Annotated in this window: 20 protein-coding genes and 1 tRNA gene; 16 read left to right on the top strand and 5 right to left on the bottom strand. The window is 69.4% G+C overall.

What is annotated here, in order from left to right:
* Positions 1 to 12 precede the first annotated feature (12 nt).
* Complete coding sequence (locus D0T12_RS13980) at positions 13 to 1,641, bottom strand: ArnT family glycosyltransferase (protein WP_233526046.1); 1,629 nt, start codon at positions 1,639 to 1,641, stop codon at positions 13 to 15.
* Between the two features lie 103 nt (positions 1,642 to 1,744).
* Between D0T12_RS13980 and metG the strand changes: the two genes are divergently transcribed.
* From metG to D0T12_RS14020, 8 genes are all read left to right on the top strand, one after another.
* Positions 1,745 to 3,547, top strand: a complete 1,803-nt coding sequence (gene metG / locus D0T12_RS13985; RefSeq protein ID WP_117399994.1) for a methionine--tRNA ligase — start codon at positions 1,745 to 1,747, stop codon at positions 3,545 to 3,547.
* A complete protein-coding gene (locus D0T12_RS13990) occupies positions 3,544 to 4,368 on the top strand; it encodes a TatD family hydrolase (RefSeq protein WP_117399995.1) in 825 nt (274 codons plus the stop codon). Before metG ends, D0T12_RS13990 begins: the two co-directional genes overlap by 4 nt.
* Positions 4,369 to 4,458: 90 nt before the next feature.
* Positions 4,459 to 5,343, top strand: coding sequence for a 16S rRNA (adenine(1518)-N(6)/adenine(1519)-N(6))-dimethyltransferase RsmA (gene rsmA, locus D0T12_RS13995; protein ID WP_117399996.1), 885 nt, complete (start codon positions 4,459 to 4,461; stop codon positions 5,341 to 5,343).
* Between the two features lie 113 nt (positions 5,344 to 5,456).
* On the top strand, positions 5,457 to 6,581 hold the full coding sequence (locus tag D0T12_RS14000; protein WP_233526047.1) for a glycoside hydrolase family 26 protein: 1,125 nt from the start codon (positions 5,457 to 5,459) through the stop codon (positions 6,579 to 6,581).
* 53 nt (positions 6,582 to 6,634) lie between these two features.
* On the top strand, positions 6,635 to 7,555 hold the full coding sequence (locus D0T12_RS14005) for a 4-(cytidine 5'-diphospho)-2-C-methyl-D-erythritol kinase (protein ID WP_117399997.1): 921 nt from the start codon (positions 6,635 to 6,637) through the stop codon (positions 7,553 to 7,555).
* Positions 7,556 to 7,744: 189 nt separating this feature from the next.
* On the top strand, positions 7,745 to 7,936 hold the full coding sequence (locus tag D0T12_RS14010) for a hypothetical protein (RefSeq protein WP_117399998.1): 192 nt from the start codon (positions 7,745 to 7,747) through the stop codon (positions 7,934 to 7,936).
* A gap of 24 nt (positions 7,937 to 7,960) precedes the next feature.
* A complete protein-coding gene (locus D0T12_RS14015) occupies positions 7,961 to 8,185 on the top strand; it encodes a hypothetical protein (RefSeq protein WP_147339508.1) in 225 nt (74 codons plus the stop codon).
* Positions 8,186 to 8,302: 117 nt separating this feature from the next.
* Positions 8,303 to 10,159 (top strand): ABC-F family ATP-binding cassette domain-containing protein, encoded by a 1,857-nt coding sequence (locus D0T12_RS14020; protein ID WP_117400000.1) that lies wholly within the window; start codon positions 8,303 to 8,305, stop codon positions 10,157 to 10,159.
* 24 nt (positions 10,160 to 10,183) lie between these two features.
* On the opposite strand, the gene D0T12_RS14025 is transcribed toward D0T12_RS14020, so the two are convergent.
* Positions 10,184 to 10,672, bottom strand: coding sequence for a MarR family winged helix-turn-helix transcriptional regulator (locus tag D0T12_RS14025; RefSeq protein ID WP_117400001.1), 489 nt, complete (start codon positions 10,670 to 10,672; stop codon positions 10,184 to 10,186).
* Positions 10,673 to 10,967: 295 nt separating this feature from the next.
* Between D0T12_RS14025 and D0T12_RS14030 the strand changes: the two genes are divergently transcribed.
* Together D0T12_RS14030 and D0T12_RS14035 are read left to right on the top strand one after the other, a co-directional pair.
* Positions 10,968 to 11,765, top strand: coding sequence for a trans-aconitate 2-methyltransferase (locus D0T12_RS14030; RefSeq protein WP_117400002.1), 798 nt, complete (start codon positions 10,968 to 10,970; stop codon positions 11,763 to 11,765).
* Positions 11,766 to 12,011: 246 nt separating this feature from the next.
* A complete protein-coding gene (locus D0T12_RS14035; protein WP_117400003.1) occupies positions 12,012 to 12,395 on the top strand; it encodes a VOC family protein in 384 nt (127 codons plus the stop codon).
* Here the strand turns inward: D0T12_RS14035 and D0T12_RS14040 are convergent.
* Together D0T12_RS14040 and D0T12_RS14045 are read right to left on the bottom strand one after the other, a co-directional pair.
* Positions 12,387 to 13,226: a TetR/AcrR family transcriptional regulator gene (locus D0T12_RS14040; protein WP_233526048.1), complete on the bottom strand. Its 840-nt coding sequence runs from the start codon at positions 13,224 to 13,226 to the stop codon at positions 12,387 to 12,389. The genes D0T12_RS14035 and D0T12_RS14040 overlap by 9 nt on opposite strands.
* Positions 13,175 to 14,128: an acyl-CoA desaturase gene (locus D0T12_RS14045; RefSeq protein ID WP_117400005.1), complete on the bottom strand. Its 954-nt coding sequence runs from the start codon at positions 14,126 to 14,128 to the stop codon at positions 13,175 to 13,177. Before D0T12_RS14045 ends, D0T12_RS14040 begins: the two co-directional genes overlap by 52 nt.
* Before the next feature lie 156 nt (positions 14,129 to 14,284).
* Here D0T12_RS14045 and D0T12_RS14050 point away from each other — a divergent pair, with 156 nt between their 5' ends.
* Positions 14,285 to 14,530: a hypothetical protein gene (locus D0T12_RS14050; RefSeq protein ID WP_117400006.1), complete on the top strand. Its 246-nt coding sequence runs from the start codon at positions 14,285 to 14,287 to the stop codon at positions 14,528 to 14,530.
* 833 nt (positions 14,531 to 15,363) lie between these two features.
* On the opposite strand, the gene D0T12_RS14055 is transcribed toward D0T12_RS14050, so the two are convergent.
* Positions 15,364 to 15,434: transfer RNA gene (locus tag D0T12_RS14055), tRNA-Gln, on the bottom strand.
* A gap of 289 nt (positions 15,435 to 15,723) precedes the next feature.
* Between D0T12_RS14055 and glmU the strand changes: the two genes are divergently transcribed.
* From glmU to D0T12_RS14080, 5 genes are all read left to right on the top strand, one after another.
* Positions 15,724 to 17,121: a bifunctional UDP-N-acetylglucosamine diphosphorylase/glucosamine-1-phosphate N-acetyltransferase GlmU gene (glmU, locus tag D0T12_RS14060; RefSeq protein ID WP_233526101.1), complete on the top strand. Its 1,398-nt coding sequence runs from the start codon at positions 15,724 to 15,726 to the stop codon at positions 17,119 to 17,121.
* A 169-nt stretch (positions 17,122 to 17,290) separates the two neighbouring features.
* On the top strand, positions 17,291 to 18,271 hold the full coding sequence (locus D0T12_RS14065) for a ribose-phosphate diphosphokinase (protein ID WP_199487452.1): 981 nt from the start codon (positions 17,291 to 17,293) through the stop codon (positions 18,269 to 18,271).
* Between the two features lie 1,204 nt (positions 18,272 to 19,475).
* Positions 19,476 to 20,099, top strand: coding sequence for a 50S ribosomal protein L25/general stress protein Ctc (locus tag D0T12_RS14070; protein WP_117400009.1), 624 nt, complete (start codon positions 19,476 to 19,478; stop codon positions 20,097 to 20,099).
* Between the two features lie 99 nt (positions 20,100 to 20,198).
* Positions 20,199 to 20,750 (top strand): aminoacyl-tRNA hydrolase, encoded by a 552-nt coding sequence (pth, locus tag D0T12_RS14075; RefSeq protein ID WP_117400428.1) that lies wholly within the window; start codon positions 20,199 to 20,201, stop codon positions 20,748 to 20,750.
* A gap of 295 nt (positions 20,751 to 21,045) precedes the next feature.
* A complete protein-coding gene (locus D0T12_RS14080; protein WP_117400010.1) occupies positions 21,046 to 22,521 on the top strand; it encodes a sugar transferase in 1,476 nt (491 codons plus the stop codon).
* The last annotated feature ends 44 nt before the right edge of the window (positions 22,522 to 22,565 follow it).

Raw genomic sequence — 22,565 nt, forward strand, 5'->3', positions numbered from 1 at the left:
CGACGGGGCGCGTCAACCGCCGGGCGGGTGCCAGAGCTGGAGGACGCCGTCCGACGACCGCCACATCAGCCGCCACCCCTGCCCGGTGGACGGACGCCAGCCGCCGCCGATCTGTGACTCCATGCCCCGCCAGCGCGTGTACAGCATGGGGCCCTCGGTCGCGTTCCTTGGAACCTGCCCCAGGTAGTGCGGGAAGTCGCGGATCTCGCCGCGCCAGACCGGGTCGCCCCACACGTCCCGCGTGTAGAAGGTGAGGGTCTGCGCGAGCCGCCGGTCGGCGCAGATGAGGGTGATGTCGCGGTGCCCGGCGAGGTAGCCGCGCAGCTCGCTCCACGCCGTGTCGCGTGGCAGGTCACGCGGCAGGTCGGGGACGGTGCGGACCGTGGCCGTCGCGTACGTCCCGCCGAGCGCGACCGCGAGCACCGGCACCACGACCGTCCGCAGCCGGAACCGTGACACCGGCCCGGACGGCAGCATCCGGAACATCAGGATCAGGGACCCGAAGCCACCGGCGAGGAGAGCGGGCAGCACCGCGAACCAGTACCGCTGAAGCCAGGCCCGCAGGGAGATGTCGTTCGGGTCGAGGACGCCGGAGAACAACGTCAGCGGCACGGCGAGGGTGAAGAACCACACCAGGACCAGCGCCAACCGCCGGTCACGGGTGACGGCCCACCCGACGACCGTGAGCGCGAGCGCGGCGGTGAACACGAGCCCGAGCGGGTTCCAGTCGTGCATCGCGCGCAGGAACGAGCGGGCGGCGAGTTCGCGGGTCACGTGGTCGCGGGACCGGCCGCCGTGTTCGGCGGCGGAGATCAGCCCGGCGAGCGGCGTGCCCCACACGAGCTGGTTGTGGACGAGGTTCACGGCGAGGATCGCGGCCATCGGCGCGCCGACCGTGACGTTGCGGCGCCACGGGATCCGCAGCAGCGCCAGGTACACGGGAACGGCGAGGAACAGGAACGCCAGGAACTCCCGGACGAGGAACGCCGAGCCGAAGCACACCCCGGCGGCCAGCAGCATCCGGGTCTGCGCCCGTCCCGTCCTGCGGGCCGCGACGACCAGGCCCGCCATCCCGATGGTGAACAACCCGGCGCCGGGCATGTCCGGCAGCATCACGCCCGTCGACCAGGTGATCTCGTGGCCGTACGGGTTGGTCATCGTGAAGAACGGGTGGACGAGCAGGATCGCCGCGGACGCGACGCCCGCCACGTCCCCGAACAGCGACCGGACGACCAGATACGTTCCAACGAAGAACGCGCAGCCGCCGAGCGCGGCGACGACGAAGTACGCGGCCTGACCGTCCCCGAGGATCTCCTGGACGACCCGCGCGGGCAGCACCAGCCCGATCCGGGTGACCTGGTGGGGGACTTCGGAGTAAGGCCACCGGTCGAGCGGGATGTCGGGCCATTCGCGGGCGGCGAGCCACACGTAGTACGGGTCGAAGTACAGCGGCGGGGTCATGAGCAGCCACTGCGCGCCGATCGTGGCCGCCGCGACCAGCAGGGACAGCCACACCACGCGCCGCGTGCGCCACATCCGCCACGCCCGCGCCGCCCGCCATGATCGTCGGAGCCGTGGCGTCCGTCCGGCGCCGGTCGCCGCCCGGTCGGCGGTCGGGCGGTCGGACGTGGTCTGTGCCATCCCCGGCTCCCGCTCCAGTGATCACTACTGCTGACGTGCCCCGCGACGCCGGACCAGGTTACTCGCGTGCCGGGGCGCCCGTGACGCGACTACCCTTGACTCCATGTCCTCGTCAAGCCGTCACATCTTGACCGCGCCCGCCTGGCCGTACGCCAACGGGCCCCGTCACATCGGGCACGTCTCCGGATTCGCGCTGCCCGCCGACATGTTCAGCCGCTACCAGCGGATGGCGGGCAACAAGGTCCTGATGGTCAGCGGCACCGACGAGCACGGCACCCCGGTGCAGGTGCAGGCCGACAAGGAGGGCGTCACCGCGCGGCAGCTCGCCGACCGCTACAACGCCGTGATCTCCGAGGACCTGCTCGGCCTCGGCATGACCTACGACCTGTTCACCCGGACGACGACGCTGAACCACTACGCGGTCGTCCAGGAGATCTTCAAGGGCCTGTACGACAACGGCTACATCTTCCCGCAGAAGACGATGGGCGCGATCTCGCCGTCCACCGGCCGGACGCTCCCGGACCGCTACATCGAGGGCACCTGCCCGATCTGCGGGTACGACGGCGCACGCGGCGACCAGTGCGACAACTGCGGCAACCAGCTCGACCCCATCGATCTGATCAACCCGGTGTCGCGGATCAACGGCGAGAAGCCGAAGTTCGTGGAGACCGAGCACTTCATGCTCGACCTGCCCGCGTTCACCGAGGTCCTCGGCCGGTACCTGCGCGGCAAGCAGCAGGGGGCGCGGGCGTGGCGGCCGAACGTGCTGAAGTTCGCGCTGAACCTGCTGGACGACATGCAGCCCCGGGCGATCAGCCGCGACCTCGACTGGGGCATTCCGATCCCCCTGGACGGCTGGCGCGACAACCCGGCGAAGAAGCTGTACGTGTGGTTCGACGCGGTCACCGGCTACTTCTCGGCGTCCGTGGAGTGGGCGCGGCGGTCCGGTGACCCGGAGGCGTGGCGCGCCTGGTGGCAGGACCCGGAGGCCCTGTCCTACTACTTCATGGGCAAGGACAACATCGTCTTCCACGCCGAGATCTGGCCCGCGATGCTCCTCGGCTACAGCGGGCAGGGCGACAAGGGCGGCACGCCCGGTTCGCTGGGGGCGCTGAACGTGCCGACGGAGGTCGTGTCGTCGGAGTTCCTGACGATGGAGGGCAAGAAGTTCTCCTCGTCCCGCCAGGTCGTCATCTACGTGCAGGACTTCCTCGCCCGCTACGACGTGGACGCGCTGCGCTACTACGTCGCGATCGCCGGGCCGGAGAACCAGGACACCGACTTCACGTGGGCGGAGTTCGTCCGCCGCAACAACGACGAGCTGGTCGCCGCGTGGGGCAACCTCGTGAACCGTTCGGTGACGATGGCGGCGAAGAACTTCGGCGCGATCCCCGAGGCGGGCGACCTCAACGACACCGACCGGGCGCTGCTGGAACGCAGCCGCCGCGCGTTCGCGACGGTGGGCGCGGAACTCGACCGGTCCCGGTTCAAGAACTCCATCACCGAGGCGCTCGACGTCGTCCGCGACGCCAACAAGTACCTGTCGGACCAGGCGCCGTGGAAGCTGAAGGACGACCCGGCGCGCGTCAAGTCGATCCTGCACACGGCGCTCCAGGTCGTCGACGACGCCAAGACGCTGCTGACGCCGTTCCTGCCGCGCTCGTCGCAGAAGGTGTACGAGATGCTCGGCGGGCAGGGCGAGTGGAGCGGCATGCCGAGGCTGGAGACCGTGTCCGAGGAGGGCGGCCCCGACTACCGCGTCCTGACCGGCGACTACGCGACGGAGGCGCGCTGGGAGTCCACGCCGATCAAGCCTGGGGTGCCGCTGAGCAAGCCGACCCCGCTGTTCACGAAGCTGGACACGTCCGTGGTCGACGAGGAGCTCGCCAGGCTGGAGAACCGGTGAGCCCCGACGGGAACGGGCAGAGCTCACGCTCGTTCCCGCCGCTTCCCGAGCGTCTCCCGGTGGACGTGTTCGACAGCCACTGCCACCTCGACATCGTCGACACTCCCGTCCAGGAGCAGTTGAGGTCGGCGAAGGCCGCGGGCGTCACCCGGATCGTCACGATCGGCTGTGACCTGCCGTCGTCGCGGTTCGCCGTGGACACCGCCGCCGAGTTCGACGACGTGTACGCGGCGGTGGCGATCCACCCGAACGAGACGACCGGGATCTCCGACGCCGTCCTGGAGGACGTGGCGCGGCTCGCCGCGCACCCGAAGGTCCGCGCGATCGGCGAGACCGGCCTGGACTACTACCGCGACTGGGCGCCGAAGGACGACCAGCACCGCGCCTTCCGCGCGCACATCGCGATCGCGAAACGCACCGGCAGGGCGCTGGTCGTCCACGACCGGGACGCGCACGACGACGTCCTGCGGATCCTGGAGGAGGAGGGCGCGCCCGGAACGGTCGTGTTCCACTGCTACTCCGGTGACGCCGCCATGGCGGAGATCTGCGCCGACCGCGGCTACCTGATGAGCTTCGCCGGGAACGTCACGTTCAAGAACGCGGAGCCGCTGCGTGAGGCGTTGCGGGCGGCGCCGCTGGACCTGGTGCTCGTGGAGACCGACGCGCCGTTCCTGACGCCGATCCCGCACCGGGGCAAGCCGAACGCCTCGTATCTGATCCCGTACACCGTCCGCGCCATGGCGGAGGTGAAGGGCGTGGACGTGGCGGAAATGTGCGCGGCCATCGCGGCCAACGGCGAACGGGCGTTCGGCCCCTGGTAGGCGGCGGGCGCACGGCCGACCGGCGGCCGACGGGCGGCCGGTGACGGCTGCGGGGCGGCTGCGACAATTCGGGGCGTGGGGAGATCAGGCGTGGGGGAGACACGGGCGGCGCTGCTCGGCCCGGCGGACGTGCGGGAGCTGGCGCGGCGGCTCGGGGTCCGGCCGACGAAGACGCTCGGGCAGAACTTCGTGATCGACGCCAACACCGTCCGGCGGATCGTCCGTACCGCCGCCCTGACCCCCGACGACGTCGTGATCGAGGTGGGTCCCGGGCTGGGGTCGTTGACGTTGGCGCTGCTGCCTGAGGCGCGGCGTGTCGTGGCCGTGGAGGTCGACGCGGCACTGGCCGCGGCGCTGCCCGCCACGGTCGAGGCGCGGGCGCCGGATCTCGCGGGGCGGCTGGAGGTCGTCCACGCCGACGCGATGACGCTCACCCGGGTGCCGGGGCCCGAGCCGACCGCGCTCGTCGCGAACCTCCCCTACAACGTGGCGGTGCCGGTCGTCCTGCATCTGCTGGCGACGCTGCCGTCGCTGCGGACCGCGCTGGTCATGGTGCAGGCCGAGGTCGCCGACCGGATGGTCGCCGCGCCCGGCGGCAAGATCTACGGCGTTCCGTCGGTGAAGCTCGCCTGGTTCGGGGAGGCCCGCCGGGCGGGCGCGGTCGGGCGCGCGGTGTTCTGGCCCGCGCCGAACGTCGACTCGGGCCTCGTCGCGTTCACGCGTCGGGACCCGCCGCCGACCACGGCGACCCGCGCGGAGGTGTTCGCCGTCGTGGACGCCGCGTTCGCGCAGCGCCGCAAGACGCTACGGGCGGCCCTGGCGGGCTGGGCGGGGTCGGCGACCGCCGCCGAGGACGCGCTGCGCGCGGCGGGCGTCGACCCGCGGCTTCGGGGAGAAGGTTTGGACGTGGCCGCCTTCGCCAGGATTGCCGAGTATGGTCCTTCACGCCGGGGGGATCATCTCCCGACTCCTTAGCGTGCCGGGTGCCGAGTGTGCCGGGTGTGAGCGCGCCGGGTGTGAGCGCGCCGGGCGGACGCCGCCCACGGGGGCACGAAGGCACGAAGAATCGAGATGAGCCGGAGGTCGATGTGAAGGCGCGTTCGCGGACGGCGCGGGCGAGGTTGCCGATCGTGGGGACGGCCCTGCTCGCCACCGCGGCGGTGGTCGCGACGGTGGCGGCGGGCTGCGGGGGCGGGGCGGGCGCCGCACCGAAGATCACCACGACGGCGCGGGCGGGCGTGGCGCCGGTGCCGCCGAAGGAGGGCGCCTACTTCGGGGCGTGGGTGCCGCCGGACGACGCCGACGGGTCGTCCTCGTCCACGCCTTCTCCTGAGACGCCGTCCGGGTCTCCGGTCGCGGGCGGTTCACCCGCGGCGAAGCCCACCGGCAAGGACGCGGAGAAGCCGGGCATGGCACCCGTCGTCGGTTTCGAGCGGGATCTCGGACGGCAGCTCGACATCGTGCAGAGCTATCGGAGCTGGACGTCGGAGTTCCCCGCCGGACTCGACAAGTCCGTCACCGACGGCAACCGCTACCTGCTGCTGACCTGGGCCGAAGCAGACACCAGGAAGATCGTCCAGGGTGAGTACGACGAGCTGATCCAGCGCCGCGCCCGCGCCGTCAAGGCCCTCGGCAAGCCGATCTTCCTGCGCTGGGCGCCGGACATGGACAAGGCCGCCCACAAGAAGCGCGTCCATTCGCCGGAGGACTTCGTCGCGGCCTGGAAACACCTGCGGGCCATCTTCACGCGGGAGCGCGTCGACAACGTCGCCTGGGTCTGGTGTCCCTCCGCCCGCGGCTTCGGCGGCGGCGACGCGGGCGCGTTCTACCCCGGCGACGACCAGGTCGACTGGATCTGCGCCAACGCGCAGCCCGGCACCGACTACGAGTACCGCGACCTGTCCGAGGCCATGAAGATGTTCCTGCAGTGGGCACGGGACCGCGAGAAGCCCATCATGGTCGCCGAGTTCGGCGTCCCCAAGTCCTACGGGGAACGCCGCGCCGAATGGCTGCGGGAGGCGTCCAAGACCCTCCAGGACCCGCAGGTCAAGGCCGTCGTCTACTTCAACTCCGACGAGCAGGCCGCGGGCGTCCGCGACCGGCGGCGCGCCTACTCCGTCAACGGCGACAAGCCGACCGTCTCCGCGCTCCGCGAACTCGCCACGACCCCCTACTTCAACCCGCGGAACCTGCCCGTGACCAGCGGCGGGTGACCCGCGGGTCACTCGGCCCCCGCGAATGGCCTTAGGGTTCGAACGTGACCGCAGTGAGCGTACGCGTACCGGCCAAGGTCAACCTCCAGCTCGGCGTCGGACCGATCCGCGACGACGGCTACCACGATCTCGTCAACGTGTTCCACGCCGTCTCCCTGTTCGACGAGGTGACGGTCGAACGGGCACCCGGGCTGGAGGTCCGCGTCCAGGCCTCCCCGTACTCGCGGGTCCGCGTCGACGGCGTCCCCGTCGACGAGGACAACCTCGCGGTCAGGGCCGCCCTGCTCGTCGCGGCTCGGCTCGGCGTCGAACCCGACGTCGCGATCCGGATCCGCAAGGCCATCCCCGTCGCGGGCGGCATGGCGGGCGGCAGCGCCGACGCTGCCGCCGCGCTCGTCGCCTGCGCCCGGCTGTGGGACGACCGGGAGCAGCCCGTCCTCACCCGCGACGACCTCATGGACCTCGGCGCGGAACTCGGCAGCGACGTCCCGTTCGCGGTCCTCGGCGGCACCGCCGTCGGCCTCGGCCGCGGCGAACGGCTCACGCCCGCCCTCACCCGCGGCACCTTCCACTGGGTGTTCGCGACCGCCGACGGCGGCCTGTCCACCCCCGCCGTCTACGCCGAATGCGACCGGATCCGCGCGGAGCGGGGCGAGGCCGCGGCGCCGCCGCGGGTGTCGGAGGAGCTGATGACGGCGCTCGCGACCGGGGACGCGAAGGCGCTCGGGGCGGCGCTCACCAACGACCTCCAGCCCGCCGCGCTGGCGCTGCGGCCGTCGCTGCGCCGCGTCCTCGACGCGGGTCTGGAATTCGGCGCCGCCGGGGCCCTCGTCTCGGGGTCCGGCCCGACCTGCGCGTTCCTCGCCGAGACCGGGGAGGACGCCGCCGACCTCGCGGAGGCGCTGGACGGCACCGGGTTCGCCGAACAGGTCCTGCGCGCGGACGGCCCGGTCCCCGGCGCGGCGACCCGGTGAGAACCGGGTTCCGTGAACTCGGCTCCCTGGGAGCCGACCCTCTTCGGCAAACCGCTTCCCAACAAGAAGCTTTCCTAATAAAAAAGGGAAGATGCGCTCGTCACACAAGCGAACTTCTTGCTCACGGTGGACGTCTTGTATCTGTGACACCGAATCCTCAGGCGCCGAAACCGCTGGCGAGGTGGAGCGATGACCTACCTGTCCGCGCTGCTGGGACTCCTGGCGATCGCGATGCTGACGACGCTCGTGCTGCTGGCCGTCCGCCGCGACCGGGACATGCGCCGCAACGCGCCCGCGTTGGTCGTCGCGGGACGGGCACAGGCCGCTAGCCTGGGTACGTCCGCCGAAGGTGGCACGACCCAGCCGCCGCCCATGCGGTGACCCCCCGAACCGGCGAGGAGAACCATGGGAATGCTTCTCGGGCTCGTCGTCCTGCTGGTCCTCATCATGGGACTCGTGGCCGCGATCGTGGTGATCGTCATCGCGGTGGCGTCCAGCCGGAAACGGCGCGAGAACAGCACGATTCCGCCCGGCTACAGCCAGGGATACGGGCCACCACCCGGGTACGGCCCGTCGGGCACCGGCGTGCCCGAGCCCAATCCGCGGCAGGCGCCGCCGCCAGGGTCCTGACGGAATCGGCTCCGCGCGGCTGAACTCCGCGCGGCCGGCTCCGCGAGGCGGGTCCGGAGGGCCGGTGCGGGGGAGTGGGCCGCCGACCCGCCGGGGCCCAATAGGCTGGGTGGTGTCGTGAATCTGATCAATCTTGAGAATGTCGCGAAGGCCTACGGGCCGAAACCACTGCTCGACGCCGTGTCCCTCGGGCTCGACGAGGGCGACCGCGTCGGTGTCGTCGGCCGCAACGGCGGCGGCAAGAGCACCCTCGTGTCCGTGCTGGCACGGGAGACCGAACCCGACGACGGTCGCGTCACCCACACGCGCGGGCTGCGCCTCGGGCACCTCACCCAGCGGGACGAGTTCCCGGACGGGGCCACGGTCCGGTCCGTGGTGCTGGGCGACCGCGCGGAACACGAGTGGGCGGGCGACGTCCGCGTCCGCGACGTCCTCGGCGGCCTGATCGCCGACCTCGACCTGGACGCGCCGCTCGCGGGGATGGCCGGCGGGGAGCGCCGCCGGGTCGCGCTGGCCCGGCTCCTCGTCCCCGAGACCGATCTGCTGCTCCTCGACGAGCCGACCAACCACCTCGACATCGAGGCGATCGACTGGCTCGCCCGGCACCTGAAGAGCCGCGCCCCGGGCGGCGCGGCGAAGGGGAGCGGGGTCGCGCTGCTCGTCGTGACGCACGACCGCTGGTTCCTGGACGAGGTCACCGACCGGACGTGGGAGGTCGTCGACGGCCGCGTCGAACGCTACGAGGGCGGCTACTCCGCGTACGTCCTGGCGAAGGCCGAACGCGCCAGGATCGCCGCCGCGACCGAGGCGAAGCGGCAGAACCTGCTGCGCAAGGAGCTGGCGTGGCTGCGGCGCGGTCCGCAGGCCCGCACGTCCAAGCCGAAGTTCCGGGTGGACGCCGCGCAGGCGCTGATCGCCGACGAGCCCCCGGCGCGCGACTCGGTGGAGCTGACGAGGTTCGCGACCGCGCGGCTCGGCAAGACCGTCCACGACCTGGAGGACGTGACCGTCCAGGTCGGGGACGGCGGTGACGGCGGGGACGGTACCGCGCCTCGGACGATCTTCGAGCGCATGACGTGGCGTCTCGGCCCCGGTGACCGGGTGGGCCTGGTCGGCGTCAACGGCAGCGGCAAGAGCACCCTGCTGCGCCTGCTGGACGGCACCGTCCGGCCCGCGTCGGGGAAGGTGGTGCAGGGCAAGACCGTCCAGCTCGCGCACCTGACCCAGAACCTGGAAGACCTGGAACCGTCCCGGCGCGTCCTGGAGTCGGTGGAGGAGATCCGCCGCCGCATCACCGTCGGGAAACGCGAATGGACGGCGAGCCAACTCCTGGAACGCCTCGGCTTCCACCGCGACCGGCAGTGGACGCCCGTCGGTGACCTGTCCGGCGGTGAACGGCGCCGCCTCCAGTTGCTCCGGCTCCTCATGGGCGAACCCAACGTCCTCCTCCTCGACGAGCCCACCAACGACCTCGACATCGAGACCCTCACCGAGGTCGAGGACATCCTGGACGGCTGGCCCGGAACGCTGGTCGTCGTCAGCCACGACCGGTACTTCCTGGAACGCGTCACCGACCATGTCGTGGCGCTGCTCGGCGACGGCCGCGTGTCGATGCTGCCGGGCGGCGTCGACGAGTACCTCGACCGCCGTGCCGCCGGGACCGCTCCCAAACCGTCCCGTCCGGACAACACGGCCACCGAGAAGGCCGCGCCCGCCAGAACCGGGGCCGCGAAGACCGCTCCCGCGACGAAGCCGAAGGCCGGACAGGACTGGAAGGCCCGCAAGGAACTCGACCGGCTCGAACGCCGCCTGGAGAGGCTCGCCGGGCAGGAGGCCGCCCTGCACGAGCAGCTCGCCGCGCACGCGACCGACTACGCCAAACTCCAGGAACTCGACGGACGGCTGAAGGAGATCCAGGCCGAGGCCGCCGGTGTCGAAGAGGAATGGCTGATGCTCGCCGAGGACATCGGCTGACAAGAACGCGCCCGCCGCACGGCGCTACTTGTCGAAGGGGATCAGCAGCGTGCGGAGGAGGTCCGCGAGGGCGTCCCGTTGGTCGGGGCTGAGGGCGTCGAGGATGACCTGCTCCCGTTCGAGCAGGTCCGCGAACGCGGCGTCCACCCGGGTCCGGCCCGCGTCGGTGAGACGCACCAGGACGCCGCGCTTGTCCTGCGGGTCGGGATGCCGTTCGACGAGCCCGGCCGCGGCGAGCCGGTCGATGCGGTTCGTCATCGTGCCGGACGTGACGAGCGTGGCCCGCAGCAGCCGCCCGGGGCTGAGCTGGTAGGGGCTTCCGGCGCGGCGCAGCGCGGTGAGGACGTCGAACTCCCACGACTCCATGTCGTGCTCGACGAACATGGCGCGCCGGGCGCGGTCGAGATGCCGGGCGAGGCGGGAGACGCGGCTGAGGACCTGCAATGGCTGGACGTCCAGGTCCGGTCGTTCGTTGTTCCACGCCTCGACGAGCCTGTCCACCTCATCCTGCATGCGGACACCCTACTCGTCCGGGCATCGGCCGACGGGGGTCGCGTCGGCCGGGGTCCACCGATCGGTGGCCACGAGCTTCAACCGGTCCAGCCTCATGCGGAAAGGGTGCCCGCGGCCGGCATTCTCGGTATGAGGAACCCCTCCGTGAAGGTGGCCCGGTGGAGCGCCGGGCACCCGCGCCGTCGTCATCACCCGCCCTCGCACCTGACCGCCTCGGAAATCCCGGTTCTTGACACGGGGATGGCCCGGCGAGCACGCTGTCTCTTGATGTCGAGACAAATAGGGGGCAGGGTCCATGAACTCGGAGGTCACGAGCACGGTGTGGGATCCCGCGCAATATGAGGCGTTCGCCGGAGAGCGTGCCCGGCCCTTCGGCGAACTCGTCGCCCGCCTCGGTGACGGCGCCCCCGCCCGGATCGTCGATCTCGGCTGCGGTACCGGGGAACTGACCGCGACCCTCGCCGCCCGATGGCCGAACGCCGTCATCGAGGGCCTGGACGGCTCCGCCGACATGATCGCCGAGGCGCACGGGCGGGAGATCCCGGGACGGCTGAGCTTCCGCGTCGGCGACGTCGCCGCGTGGACGCCCGAACACCCCGTCGACCTCATCGTGAGCAACGCCGTCCTGCACTGGATCCCCGAACATCCCGACCTGCTGCCCCGATGGGTCGACGCGCTCACCCCGGGCGGACGGCTCGCCTTCCAGGTCCCCGGCAACTTCGGCGCGCCCAGCCACGTCCTGCTCCGCGAACTGGGCCGCTCCGACCGCTGGCGCGACAAACTCGGCGCGCTCCAGCGGGACAAGCCCGTCCTCGACCCGGCGGGCTACCTCGACCTCCTGGCCCGCCACGGATGCGCCGTCGACGCCTGGGAGACCACCCACGCCCAGGTCCTGCACGGCGAGGACCCCGTCCTCGAATGGGTGAAGGGAAGCACGCTGCGTCCCGTGCTGTCCGTGCTCGACCCGGACGAGACCGAGGAGTTCCTCGCCGCCTACCGGGAACGGCTCAGGCGCGCCTACCCGGCCGCGCCCTACGGCACCGTGTTCCCCTTCCGGCGGATCTACGTGATCGCCACCCGACCGGATTCTTGACATCAAGATACGGGACGAGACATCATATGTCTTGATGTCGAGAGATGCCGTACGCGGCCGACATCCCCACGAACGGGATGCCGCCCGCTCCCACCGAGGAAGCGACTCGTTCCCCTGCGGTGCCATCTCGGACGGACCGGGCGGTATCCGAAGAGATCCGGTTCCGTGACCCGGAACCGGCGACCCCTGACCGGTGGCCGCACCAGAAGAACTCCGGACGGCCACCGGTCGCACACCCGGAGCCACATGATCACCGGCGTCCACCACATCCTCCTCGCCGCGCCACCGGGCAGCGAGAACACCCTCCGCGCCTTCTACGTCCACGTCCTCGGACTCGAAGAGATCACCAAACCCCCCGAACTCGCCACCCGAGGCGGCGCCTGGTTCCGCACCCCCCACCGGCCCGGCCCCGGCATCGAACTTCACCTCGGCATCGAGGACGCCTTCCGGCCCGCCCGCAAGGCGCACCCCGCACTCCTCGTCCACGACCTCGACGCGCTCGCCGCACGCCTCCGCGCCGCGGGCCACGACATCACACCGGACGCGCTGCTCCCCGGACACCGCCGGTTCTACGCCGACGACCCCGTCGGCAACCGCCTCGAATTCCTGGAACCGGCACCCTTACGCTGACGGATCCGTGAAATCCCCATCACGCCGACCCCGCCGCTGAGCCTTCGCAGCCGCCCGACCCTCGGCCTTCTCCGCCTTCGCCGCCGCCTTCTCCGCACGCTTCTCCGCGCGCTCCAACTCCTTACGACGGCGACGCGGATCCAACGACGGCCTCGGCTCCAAACCCGACAGGCCGTTCCACGCGAGATTCACCACATGCGCGGCCACATCCTCCCGGCGCGGCTTACGAACGTCCAACCACCACTGGCCCGTCAACGCCACCATGCCGACCAGACTCTGCGCGTACAACGGCGCGAACTTGACGTCATAACCGTGCCGGTCGAACTCCTGCGCGAGGATGTACTCCACCTCACCCGCGATCTCACTCAACAGACTCGCGTAACTACCGGTGCCCGTACCGCCATGCGAGTCCCGCACGAGAATCCGGAAACCATCCGGATGCTCCTCGATGTACTCCAACAGCGCCAGCGCCGCCTTCTCCAACTTGCTCCGATAGTTGGTCACCGAGTTCAACCCCTCGGTCACCAGCCTCAGCAGACGCTCGAACTCCCGGTCGACGACAACCGCGTACAACCCTTCCTTGCCGCCGAAATGCTCGTACACCACGGGCTTCGACACGCCCGCCGCGGACGCGATCTCCTCCACCGACGTGCCGTCCAGCCCACGCTCGGCGAACAGCGTCCGACCGATGTTGAGCAGCTGCTCACGTCGTTCCTTACCGGTCATCCGCTTTCTGCGGGTCCTGGGAACGGGTTCTGTCACGTCACCAATTGTGGCGGTCAAGCCGCCCGCTTGGTGCGTTTCGCCGCCAGCCTGTCGGCGCTCGGCCACCGGACGTCGTACGCCCAGCCCGCCCTCTCCAGCAACCAGATGATCCGCGCGCTGATGTCGATCTGCCCCTTCAACACCCCGTGCCGCGCGCACGTCGGATCCGAATGATGCAGGTTGTGCCACGACTCGCCCAACGACGGGATCGCCAACCACCACACGTTCCGGGACTTGTCACGAACCTCGAAGTCCTCCTTGCCGAACGTGTGACAGATCGAGTTGATCGACCACGTGACATGGTGCACGAGCGTGATCCGCACGAACCCCGCCCAGAACAGCGCCGTCAGGAACCCGGCCCACGACATCGAGATCATGCCCCCGATGAGCGCGGGCAACAGGAACGACACCGCCACCAGACCCGGGAACGCGAGATGGATACGCCGGATGTCGGGGTCGTCCAGCAGATCCTTGGCGAACCGCCGCTTCGACGTCCGGGCACCGTCGAACAACCACCCGTAGTGCGCCCACACCAGCCCCTTCGTCAGCGCCTTCCAGTCACTGCCGAACCGCCACGGCGAATGCGGATCCATCTCCTTGTCCGAATGCTTGTGATGGCGCCGATGATCGGCGACCCACATGATGACGGGACCCTCCATGGCCAGGCTCCCCGCCAGCGCCAAAAAGATCTTCAGCGGGCGTTTGGCCTTGAACGAGCCGTGCGTGAAGTGCCGGTGGTACCCGACCGTGATGCCCCCCGCGGTGAGGACATAGAACACCGCCATGAGGATGACGTCCGTCCAGCCGAGGAACCTGCCCCAGGCCAACGGAACCGCAGCGAAGAGGGCCAGGAACGGCACCCCGGTGAACACCGCGACGAGCGCCCGCTCGGCATTGCCCTGCGGCTCGGGCTCGATCTCCGGACGCTTCTGTGGACGAGGTGGGTCCTGGGCTGGGGCCGTTGTCATCCGTCACCCCTCTCTCTGCGACTTTGGTTAGCCTTACCTACGCCAACGTAACCTACGGAACCGTAAGTTGACAGGGTCGGACGGTAAATTCAGAAGGAACGCCTGACAGGCCACGAGGCGTGTACCGAACCGACGAGCGTCGGCGCCCACGGAAGGGTGACCAAGGCCCCTCTCCAGGACGAACGCTCCACACCCGCCGAAGGTTCGCTCGCCGCCCCCTCGGTCGGCGACGTCTTCGGCGACCAGTTCTTCCTCCTTGTCAACCGGCACGTCTCCGCGGAGACCAACGTGCCGCCCGCACCGTGGCCCTGGTCGGGCGGCACGGAGATGGCCTGCTCCGTCATGGACGTCCTAAACCAATCCGGCCTCATCGCCTCAGTCCCGATCATTCGCGATCAGTAACGAATCGAACACGAACAGTTAAAATCGATGGTACGGTTCCCCCATGAGTGGACCAATGCCGGACGAGGTCCGAGACAAGCTCAAGCCCAAAGCCATCGAACTCCGCCGCAAGGGCTGGACCTACCGCGAGATCGCGGGCTCGCTCGACATCTCCATCAGCACCTGCTCCCTCTGGCTGAGAGACGTGCCCGCCCCGCCGCGAAAGGGTTACTCCCAAGAACGGGTCGCGGCGATGTGGAGGTCCCGCTGGGAACCCGTCCACATCGCCCGCGAGCGGCAACGCCTGGAAACCAAGCTCGCGGCGTCCAAGGAGATCGGCGAACTGGACGACCGCGACGTCCTGATGCTCGGCGCGCTCGCCTACTGGTGTGAAGGAGAGAAGGACAAGATCTACCGGCGCAACGAGCGGGTCTCGTTCATCAACAGCGACCCCTCTCTGATCCTCATGTTCCAACGCTTCCTGCGCGTGGCAGGAGTGCCTCGTGATCGGCTGCGGTTCCGGTTGCACATCCACGAGACGGCTGATCTAGATGCCGCCACGACATGGTGGTCGGAGCTGACGGAGTTTCCGGCCGACCGGTTTCAGAAGCCGGTGATCAAGAAGCACAACCCCAAGAGCGTCAGGAAGAACCTTCTCGACACGTATCGAGGGTGCCTACAGATCTCCGTGACGCAAAGTGCCGGCCTCTACCGGAAGATCGAGGGTTGGGCATACGGCGCCATGCTCGGTCCGAGGGCCGCCGAAGCCCGTCTTGCAGCGCGCTCCGACGAGACCATCGGCGCGATGATGACAAAACGAAGTGATCTCTCGTCCGACAAATCGGACAAACGTGCTCCCGGGGGAGGATTCGAACCTCCGTTGACTGAACCAAAATCAGTAGTCTTGCCCCTAGACCACCCGGGATCGGGCGAAACAGGACGCTTCGGGTCCGTCGGTGCTCATCATGCCGGGGTCAACGATACCGAGTCGGAGCCGCCAGGCCCACTTCATTGACGCGCGGCGGCCGTGGTGGGCGGCGGGGTGACATGTGGGGAGTGGGCGGTATCCTGCCCGTGTCGGGTGCGTCCGGTCGTGATGTCGCAGGTGGGCGCGCTCGTGACCGTTCCCGACCGTGATGCCGAGGAGCCTCCTTGTGAGTGCTGCGAGCCGCCCGGCCGCCGTCATCGTTCTCGCCGCGGGCGAGGGCACCCGGATGAAGTCCCGCACCTCGAAGGTGCTGCATGAGCTGTGCGGGCGAAGCATGGTCGGCCATGTGCTGGCCGCCGCCCGAGAGCTGGAACCCGAGCGGCTAGTCGTGGTCGTCGGGCACCGTCGCGAACAGGTCGTCGACCATCTCGCGCGGGTGGAGCCGGACGCCGACACGGCCGTGCAGGAGCGGCAGAACGGCACGGGCCATGCCGTCCGGATGGCGCTGGAGCAGACCGGCGCCCTGGAGGGGACCGTGGTGGTCACCAACGGCGATCATCCGCTGCTGCGGGGGGAGACGCTCAAGGCGCTCGTCCGGACGCACGAGGAACAGAGGAACGCGGTCACCGTCCTGACGACCGAGATGCCCGACGCGACCGGTTATGGCCGAATGGTCCGGGCCGCGGACGGCAGTGTCGAGGCGATCGTCGAGCACAAGGACGCGACCGAGGAGCAGCGCGCCATCCGCGAGATCAACGTCGGCATGTACGCGTTCGACGGCGCGATCCTGGCCGCCGCCCTCAAGCGCGTGACGACCGACAACGCCAACGGTGAGGAGTATCTCACCGACGTCGTGGCGATCGCCCGCGAGGACGGGCACCGGGCCGGGGCGTACCTGGTCGCCGACTGGATCGAGACGCAGGGCGTGAACGACAGGGTTCAGCTCGCGCAGGCCCGCAGGCAGTTGAACGACCGGATCCTCGAAGCCCATATGCGGGCCGGGGTCACGATCATCGACCCGGCGTCGACGTGGATCGACGTGCAGGTGACCGCCGACCAGGACGTGGAGATCCATCCCGGGACCCAACTGCACGGCCGAACGCATCTCGGTGAGGGCTCCCGGGTCGGGCCGGACTGCACGCTGACCGACACCCGGGTCGGCGAGGGCGCCCGCGTGGACAGGGCCGTGTGCGTCGAGGCGGAGATCGGCCCCGAGGCGTCGGTCGGGCCGTACGCTTACCTGCGGCCGGGAACCCGCCTGGGACGCCAGGGCAAGATCGGCACTTATGTGGAGACGAAGAACGCCGATATCGGCGAGGGCTCGAAGGTGCCGCATCTGACGTATGTGGGCGACGCGGAGATCGGCGAGCATTCCAATATCGGGGCGAGTTCGGTCTTCGTGAACTATGACGGGGTGCGTAAGCACCGCAGTGTCATCGGGTCGCATGTGCGGACGGGCAGCGACAACATGTTCGTCGCGCCGGTGAATGTGGGCGACGGCGCCTACACCGCGGCCGGTTCGGTGATCGTCCAGGACGTCCCGCCGGGGGCGATGGCGGTCGCGCGGGCGCGGCAGCGCAACGTCGAGGGCTGGGTCGAGCGCAAGCGTGCGGGCACGCCCGCGGCGGAGGCCGCCCGGCGGGCTCGGGAGACGGCGGAGACGCCGGTGGAGGACGCGCCGTAGCGGCGGTGGGTTCGGTGAGGACTGCCCCGCCGGTCGGCGGGGGTGGCGGGGGACAGCGGCGTCTTCCGAGAACAACTAGGCAACCCGTGCCCTCGACTCGTGTGGTGCGCGGGAAGTGGGGACAACAACCCACATGAAGCATGTTTCCGTTGAGGGGGAGTTGTCAGAGGTGAGTGGGATCAAGGCGAGTGGCCAGAAGAAGCTGATGCTCTTCACCGGCCGAGCTGACCCGGACCTGGCCAGGGAAGTAGCCGACAACCTCCATGTCGAACTGACCCCGACGTCCGCGTACGATTTCGCGAACGGTGAGACGTTCGTTCGGTTCCTGGAGTCGGTTCGCGGCTCGGACGCCTTCGTGATCCAGAGCCACACCGCCCCCATCAACCAGTGGATCATGGAGCAGTTGATCATGGTGGACGCGTTGAAGCGCGCGTCGGCCAAGCGGATCACGGTGGTGGCGCCGTTCTTCGGTTACGCGCGTCAGGACAAGAAGCACCGCGGCCGGGAGCCGATCTCGGCCCGGCTGATGGCGGACCTGTTCAAAACCGCGGGCGCCGACCGGTTGATCACCGTCGACCTGCACACGGCGCAGATCCAGGGTTTCTTCGACGGCCCGGTCGACCACCTGTTCGCGTTGGACCTGTTGGCACGGCACTTCGAGAGCCGCCTGGACACCTCGCAGGTGACGGTCGTGGCCCCGGACGCGGGCCGGGTCCGGGTGACCGAGCGCTGGTCGGACCGCCTCGGCGGCGTCCCCATGGCGATCATCCACAAGAAGCGCGACCCGGACGTGGCGAACGAGGTGAAGGTCTTCGACGTCGTCGGCGAGGTCGAGGGCCGCACCTGCGTCGTCGTCGACGACATGATCGACACCGGCGGCACGATCGTGAAGGCCGCCGACGCCCTGTTCGACCACGGCGCCACCAGGGTCGTCGTCGCCGCCACCCACGGCGTCCTGTCCGGCCCCGCCGTGGACCGCCTGAAGAACTCCCGCATCTCCGACGTCGTGCTGACGAACACGCTGCCCATCCCCATGGAGAAGCAGTTCGACAAGCTGACGGTCCTGTCGATCGCCCCCTTGATCGCCCGCGCCATCAACGAGGTCTTCTCCGACGGCTCCGTGACCAGCCTCTTCGGCGGGCACTCTTAATTGCATTTCTCTCCTCCTTCGGGCCTGGCGGCCCTCCATCGTCGAGAAACGCGGTGCGATCGCTGCATCGCTCCGACTCGCCTTGCGGCTCGCTGCGCGATCAGGTTCTCGCTTCGCTCGAACCTGCCTTCGGACGCGATCGCAGTGGCCGAGGTTGTCGCGTGGTTGCGGAAGCGGGCTGAGGTCTGAGCGCACGTCAAACGACGGGACTTCAGGCTCAAAGGAGGGCCACATCCCGTTTGCCGTGCCGGTCAGGCCGAACGCGACGATCACGAGGAGCAAGTACCCCGTCGTCGGAGGCGCCCTGTGCAAGCCGAGTGAGCACCCGCCTCATCCGGCCACCTGGACTACAGGAGGCAGCCGAGCGAGCGGCGCCCCGAAGGTACTTCGGGTCTGGAGGCCGCTGGCAGCGGACCTACGGGACGAACGCTGGCAGCGCTCCCGCTCGCTGCGCGATCAGGTTCGAACCCGCCTTTGGACGCGGTCGCGAACCCTGGGTTCTTGCGGGGGTGCTGAGGCGGACTGAGGGTGCCGCGCACCTTAACTATGGGTCCCAGGCTAGAAGGACTCCGGGACAAGGAGGATTTCCAGCAGCGTGAACCGCAGTGCGATCGCCGGCATCACTTCCGCTCGCTTCGCGGCTGGTTCCGGGGTCGGTTGAAGTTGTGTTCGGGTGTGATCGCAAACCCTGGGGTTGTTGTCCGGACTTGGCGTGACCTCAGCCCGCCTCCGCAACCACACAGCGGCCTTGACCACCGCGATCGCGTCCGAAGGCAGGTTCGAGCGAAGCGAGAACCTGATCGCGCAGCGAGCCGTCAGGCGAGTCGGAGCGATGCCAGCGATCGCACCGCAGTTCACGACGATGGAGGGCGCCCCGCGCCCGACGGAGGAGTGCACTGCCATGAACACAGCAGGGAGCCGTCAGGCGAGTCGGAGCGATGCCAGCGATCGCACCGCAGTTCACGACGATGGAGGGCGCCCCGCGCCCGAAGGAGGAGTGAAAGGCAATAAACACGCGCTAGACTTGGGCAACCCGCGTCTGCTCCAGGTTGTTCAGTGCGAGTCGTGTCGGTTCCGCGCTCCCTGGGGGACGCAAAGAGTCTTTGAATCGCTCGTCCCTGGTCGGCGTGCGAGGATCGCCACTGTCCGTAGCGGACGTCCGAGGGTGGACGGCCGTGGATCGCAACATTGAGGAGTTTCCGCCGTGTCCGAGGTACGTATTGCCGCCGAGCCGCGCACCGAGTTCGGTAAGGGTGCCGCGCGGCGCACCCGCCGGGCCGGCAGGGTGCCCGCCGTGCTCTACGGTCACGGCACCGACCCGCAGCACATCTCGCTGCCGGGCCATGACCTGATGCTGGCGCTCAAGACGCCGAACGTGCTGTTGACGATCGAGGGGCTCGGTGACGGCGCGGAGCTGGCGTTGCCGAAGGACGTGCAGCGCGACCCGGTCAAGGGGTTCCTGGAGCACGTGGACCTGCTGCTGGTGAAGCGCGGTGAGAAGGTCGTCGTCGATCTGCCGATCCAGCTGGTCGGTGATGTGGTGCCGGGTGGCCAGGTGGCGCAGACGGCCGTGGAGATCTCGGTGGAGACGGAGGCGACGCGGATTCCGGAGTCGGTCGAGTTCGATATCAGTGAGCTGCAGATCGACAGCCAGGTGCTGGCGAAGGATCTGAAGCTTCCGTCGGGGACGACGCTGGCGGCGGACGAGGACGTTCTGGTGGTCCAGATTCTGGACGCGAGCGCGTCGGCGGAGCCGGAGGCCGAGGCGGAGGCCGCGGAGGGTGAGGCGGCGGAGGGCGCCGAGGCGGAGGGCGAGTCCGCCGAGTAGCCGGTCGCGTGTTCTTTTCACGGCCCCCGACGGTGTGCGCACCGGCGGGGGCCGTGGTCGTCGGGTGTGGAGGTGTCTCGGGTGGGTCTTTGGCTGGTGGTGGGTCTGGGTAATCCTGGGCCGTCGTATGCGGGGAACAGGCATAACGCCGGGTTCATGGTGGTGGACGTGTTGGCGGAGCGGATGGGTGGGCGGTTCAGGTCGCATCGGTCGCGGGCGGAGGTTGTGGAGGGGCGGTTGTCGGGGGTGCGGGTGGTGTTGGCGAAGCCGCGTTCGTTCATGAACGAGTCGGGTGGTCCGGTGAGGGGGTTGTGTGATTTCTTCAAGGTGCCGGTGGAGCGGCTTGTGGTGGTTCATGACGAGTTGGACATTCCGTTCGGTGCGGTGCGGTTGAAGGCGGGTGGTGGTGACAATGGCCACAACGGTCTGCGGTCGGTGACGAGGTCGTTGGGGTCGAGGGAGTATCCGCGGGTGCGGTTCGGGGTGGGGCGTCCGCCGGGGCGGATGGACGCGGCGGCGTTCGTGTTGAGGGATTTCTCGGCGGCGGAGCGCAAGTATCTCGATCTTGAGGTGGGTCGGGCGGCGGACGCGGTGGAGGCGCTTGTGACGGAGGGGCTGGTGGCGGCTCAGAACGTCTTCCACGCGGGCTGACCGGTGGTCAAAGGGGCAGGTCAGGGGGTGGCCGGATACGGTCAGCGGTTGGGGTGTACGCTCCGGTCGGTCGTTGACGGCGGGTGTGGGGTGGGGTTTTCCCGCACGTCCGGCGGGGTTTGCCGCTCGTGGTGGGGTGGTGGGCGTGCCGGGGGCTCTGACCACGGTAAAGAGGTCGTAGGATGCCCCTCTGATGAGGTTCATGATGTTTGTGAACCTAGGGCGACGTTCAGCCGTCTTCGGTGTGAATCGCGCTACCGGGGCGCGCGTGTTGCAGGGGATTGGTGAGGGGTTTATGGCCGTCGTTGACAAGGTCCAGGCCGAGTCACCGATCAGCTATGAGCACAGTCGCGCGTCGTTTCAGAGCTGGAGCGGTCTATACCGCGGTGTCGCGGGGTGCCTCGACTTCCTCAGCATGTTGCTCGCCGGTGTGATCGCGTTCGTGCTCAGGTTTCCGGGTGTGCCGACCGATCCGACCGTTCCGTACGTGGTGTTGACGGTGGCGTTGCCGGTGCTGTGGTTGCCGACGTTGATGGTGTGCCGGGCGTACCAGCCGCGGTACATCGGCGTGGGCTACGAGGAGTTCCACCGGGTGATCCGCGCGGGTTTCATCTTCATGGCCGCGTTGGCGATCATCGCGTACGCGACGAAGACGGAGGTGGCGCGCGGCTACGTGGTGATGGCGATGCCGCTCGGAACGTTCCTGAACCTGGTGGCCCGGTACCGGCTGCGCAAGTGGCTGCATCGCAAGCGCTGGAACGGCGAGTGCATGCGGCGTGTGGTCGCGGTGGGGCATCGGACGTCGGTCGCCGATCTCATCAAGCTGTTGCGGCAGAAGCGTTACCACGGGATGGACATCGCGGCGGTGTGTCTGCCGCCCGCGCTGGCCGCGGGCGACGACGCCGTGAGCGAGGTCGAGGGCGTGCCGGTGTTGGGCGATTTCAGTCAGGCCGCGGCGGTGGCGGACCGGATCGGGGCGGATTCGGTGGCGGTGCTGGCCTGTCCCGAGATGGACGGTGTGGCGTTGCGGCGGTTGGCGTGGCAGATCGAGCGGGACGATGTGGAGCTCGTGGTCGCGCCCGCGTTGATGGACGTGACCGGCCCGCGGATCTCGATCAGGCCGGTGTCGGGTCTGCCGTTGCTGCATGTGGAGCATCCAGAGCTGGACGGCACCCGGAAGGTGTTCAAGGGTGTGTTCGACCGGACGGCGGCGCTGGCGGGGCTGGTGCTGTTGAGTCCGCTGATGCTGGTCGTCGCGTTCCTGATCAAGGTGACGAGCGCGGGTCCGGTGATGTTCCGGCAGGTGCGGGTGGGTCGTGGCGGCCGTGAGTTCACGGTGTTGAAGTTCCGCACGATGGTGCAGGACGCGGAGGCCCGCAAGTTGGAGCTGATGCGGGAGAACGAGGGCGACGGCGTCCTGTTCAAGATCCGTGAGGATCCGCGGATCACGCGGGTGGGGCGGTGGCTGCGCCGGTACTCGCTGGACGAGCTGCCGCAGTTGATCAATGTGGTGCGCGGTGACATGTCGCTGGTGGGGCCGCGTCCGCCGCTGCCGGAGGAGGTCGCCCAGTACGGCGGCGACGTGTACCGGCGGTTGGTGGTGAAGCCGGGGTTGACGGGGCTGTGGCAGGTGAGCGGCCGTTCCGACCTGACGTGGGAGGAGTCGGTGCGGCTCGATCTGCGGTATGTGGACAACTGGACGCTGGCGCTCGACCTTCAGATCATGTGGAAGACCTGGTCGGCGGTCTTCCGTGGGTCCGGCGCGTACTGACCGGTTCCGGCGCACCCCTCGCCCGGTGGGGCCGGCGGTGCGCA

The organism is Actinomadura spongiicola (assembly GCF_003432485.1).
Classification (GTDB): Bacteria; Actinomycetota; Actinomycetes; order Streptosporangiales; family Streptosporangiaceae; genus Spirillospora; species Spirillospora spongiicola.

What these genes read in the sequence shown, in the direction of transcription:
- D0T12_RS13980 (WP_233526046.1), bottom strand. Translation starts at nt 1,641, where the DNA reads ATGGCACAGACCACGTCCGACCGCCCGACCGCCGACCGGGCGGCGACC.
- metG (WP_117399994.1), top strand. Translation starts at nt 1,745, where the DNA reads ATGTCCTCGTCAAGCCGTCACATCTTGACCGCGCCCGCCTGGCCGTAC.
- D0T12_RS14010 (WP_117399998.1), top strand. Translation starts at nt 7,745, where the DNA reads ATGACCTACCTGTCCGCGCTGCTGGGACTCCTGGCGATCGCGATGCTG.
- D0T12_RS14015 (WP_147339508.1), top strand. Translation starts at nt 7,961, where the DNA reads ATGGGAATGCTTCTCGGGCTCGTCGTCCTGCTGGTCCTCATCATGGGA.
- D0T12_RS14025 (WP_117400001.1), bottom strand. Translation starts at nt 10,672, where the DNA reads ATGCAGGATGAGGTGGACAGGCTCGTCGAGGCGTGGAACAACGAACGA.
- D0T12_RS14030 (WP_117400002.1), top strand. Translation starts at nt 10,968, where the DNA reads ATGAACTCGGAGGTCACGAGCACGGTGTGGGATCCCGCGCAATATGAG.
- D0T12_RS14035 (WP_117400003.1), top strand. Translation starts at nt 12,012, where the DNA reads ATGATCACCGGCGTCCACCACATCCTCCTCGCCGCGCCACCGGGCAGC.
- D0T12_RS14045 (WP_117400005.1), bottom strand. Translation starts at nt 14,128, where the DNA reads ATGACAACGGCCCCAGCCCAGGACCCACCTCGTCCACAGAAGCGTCCG.
- glmU (WP_233526101.1), top strand. Translation starts at nt 15,724, where the DNA reads ATGAAGTCCCGCACCTCGAAGGTGCTGCATGAGCTGTGCGGGCGAAGC.
- D0T12_RS14080 (WP_117400010.1), top strand. Translation starts at nt 21,046, where the DNA reads ATGGCCGTCGTTGACAAGGTCCAGGCCGAGTCACCGATCAGCTATGAG.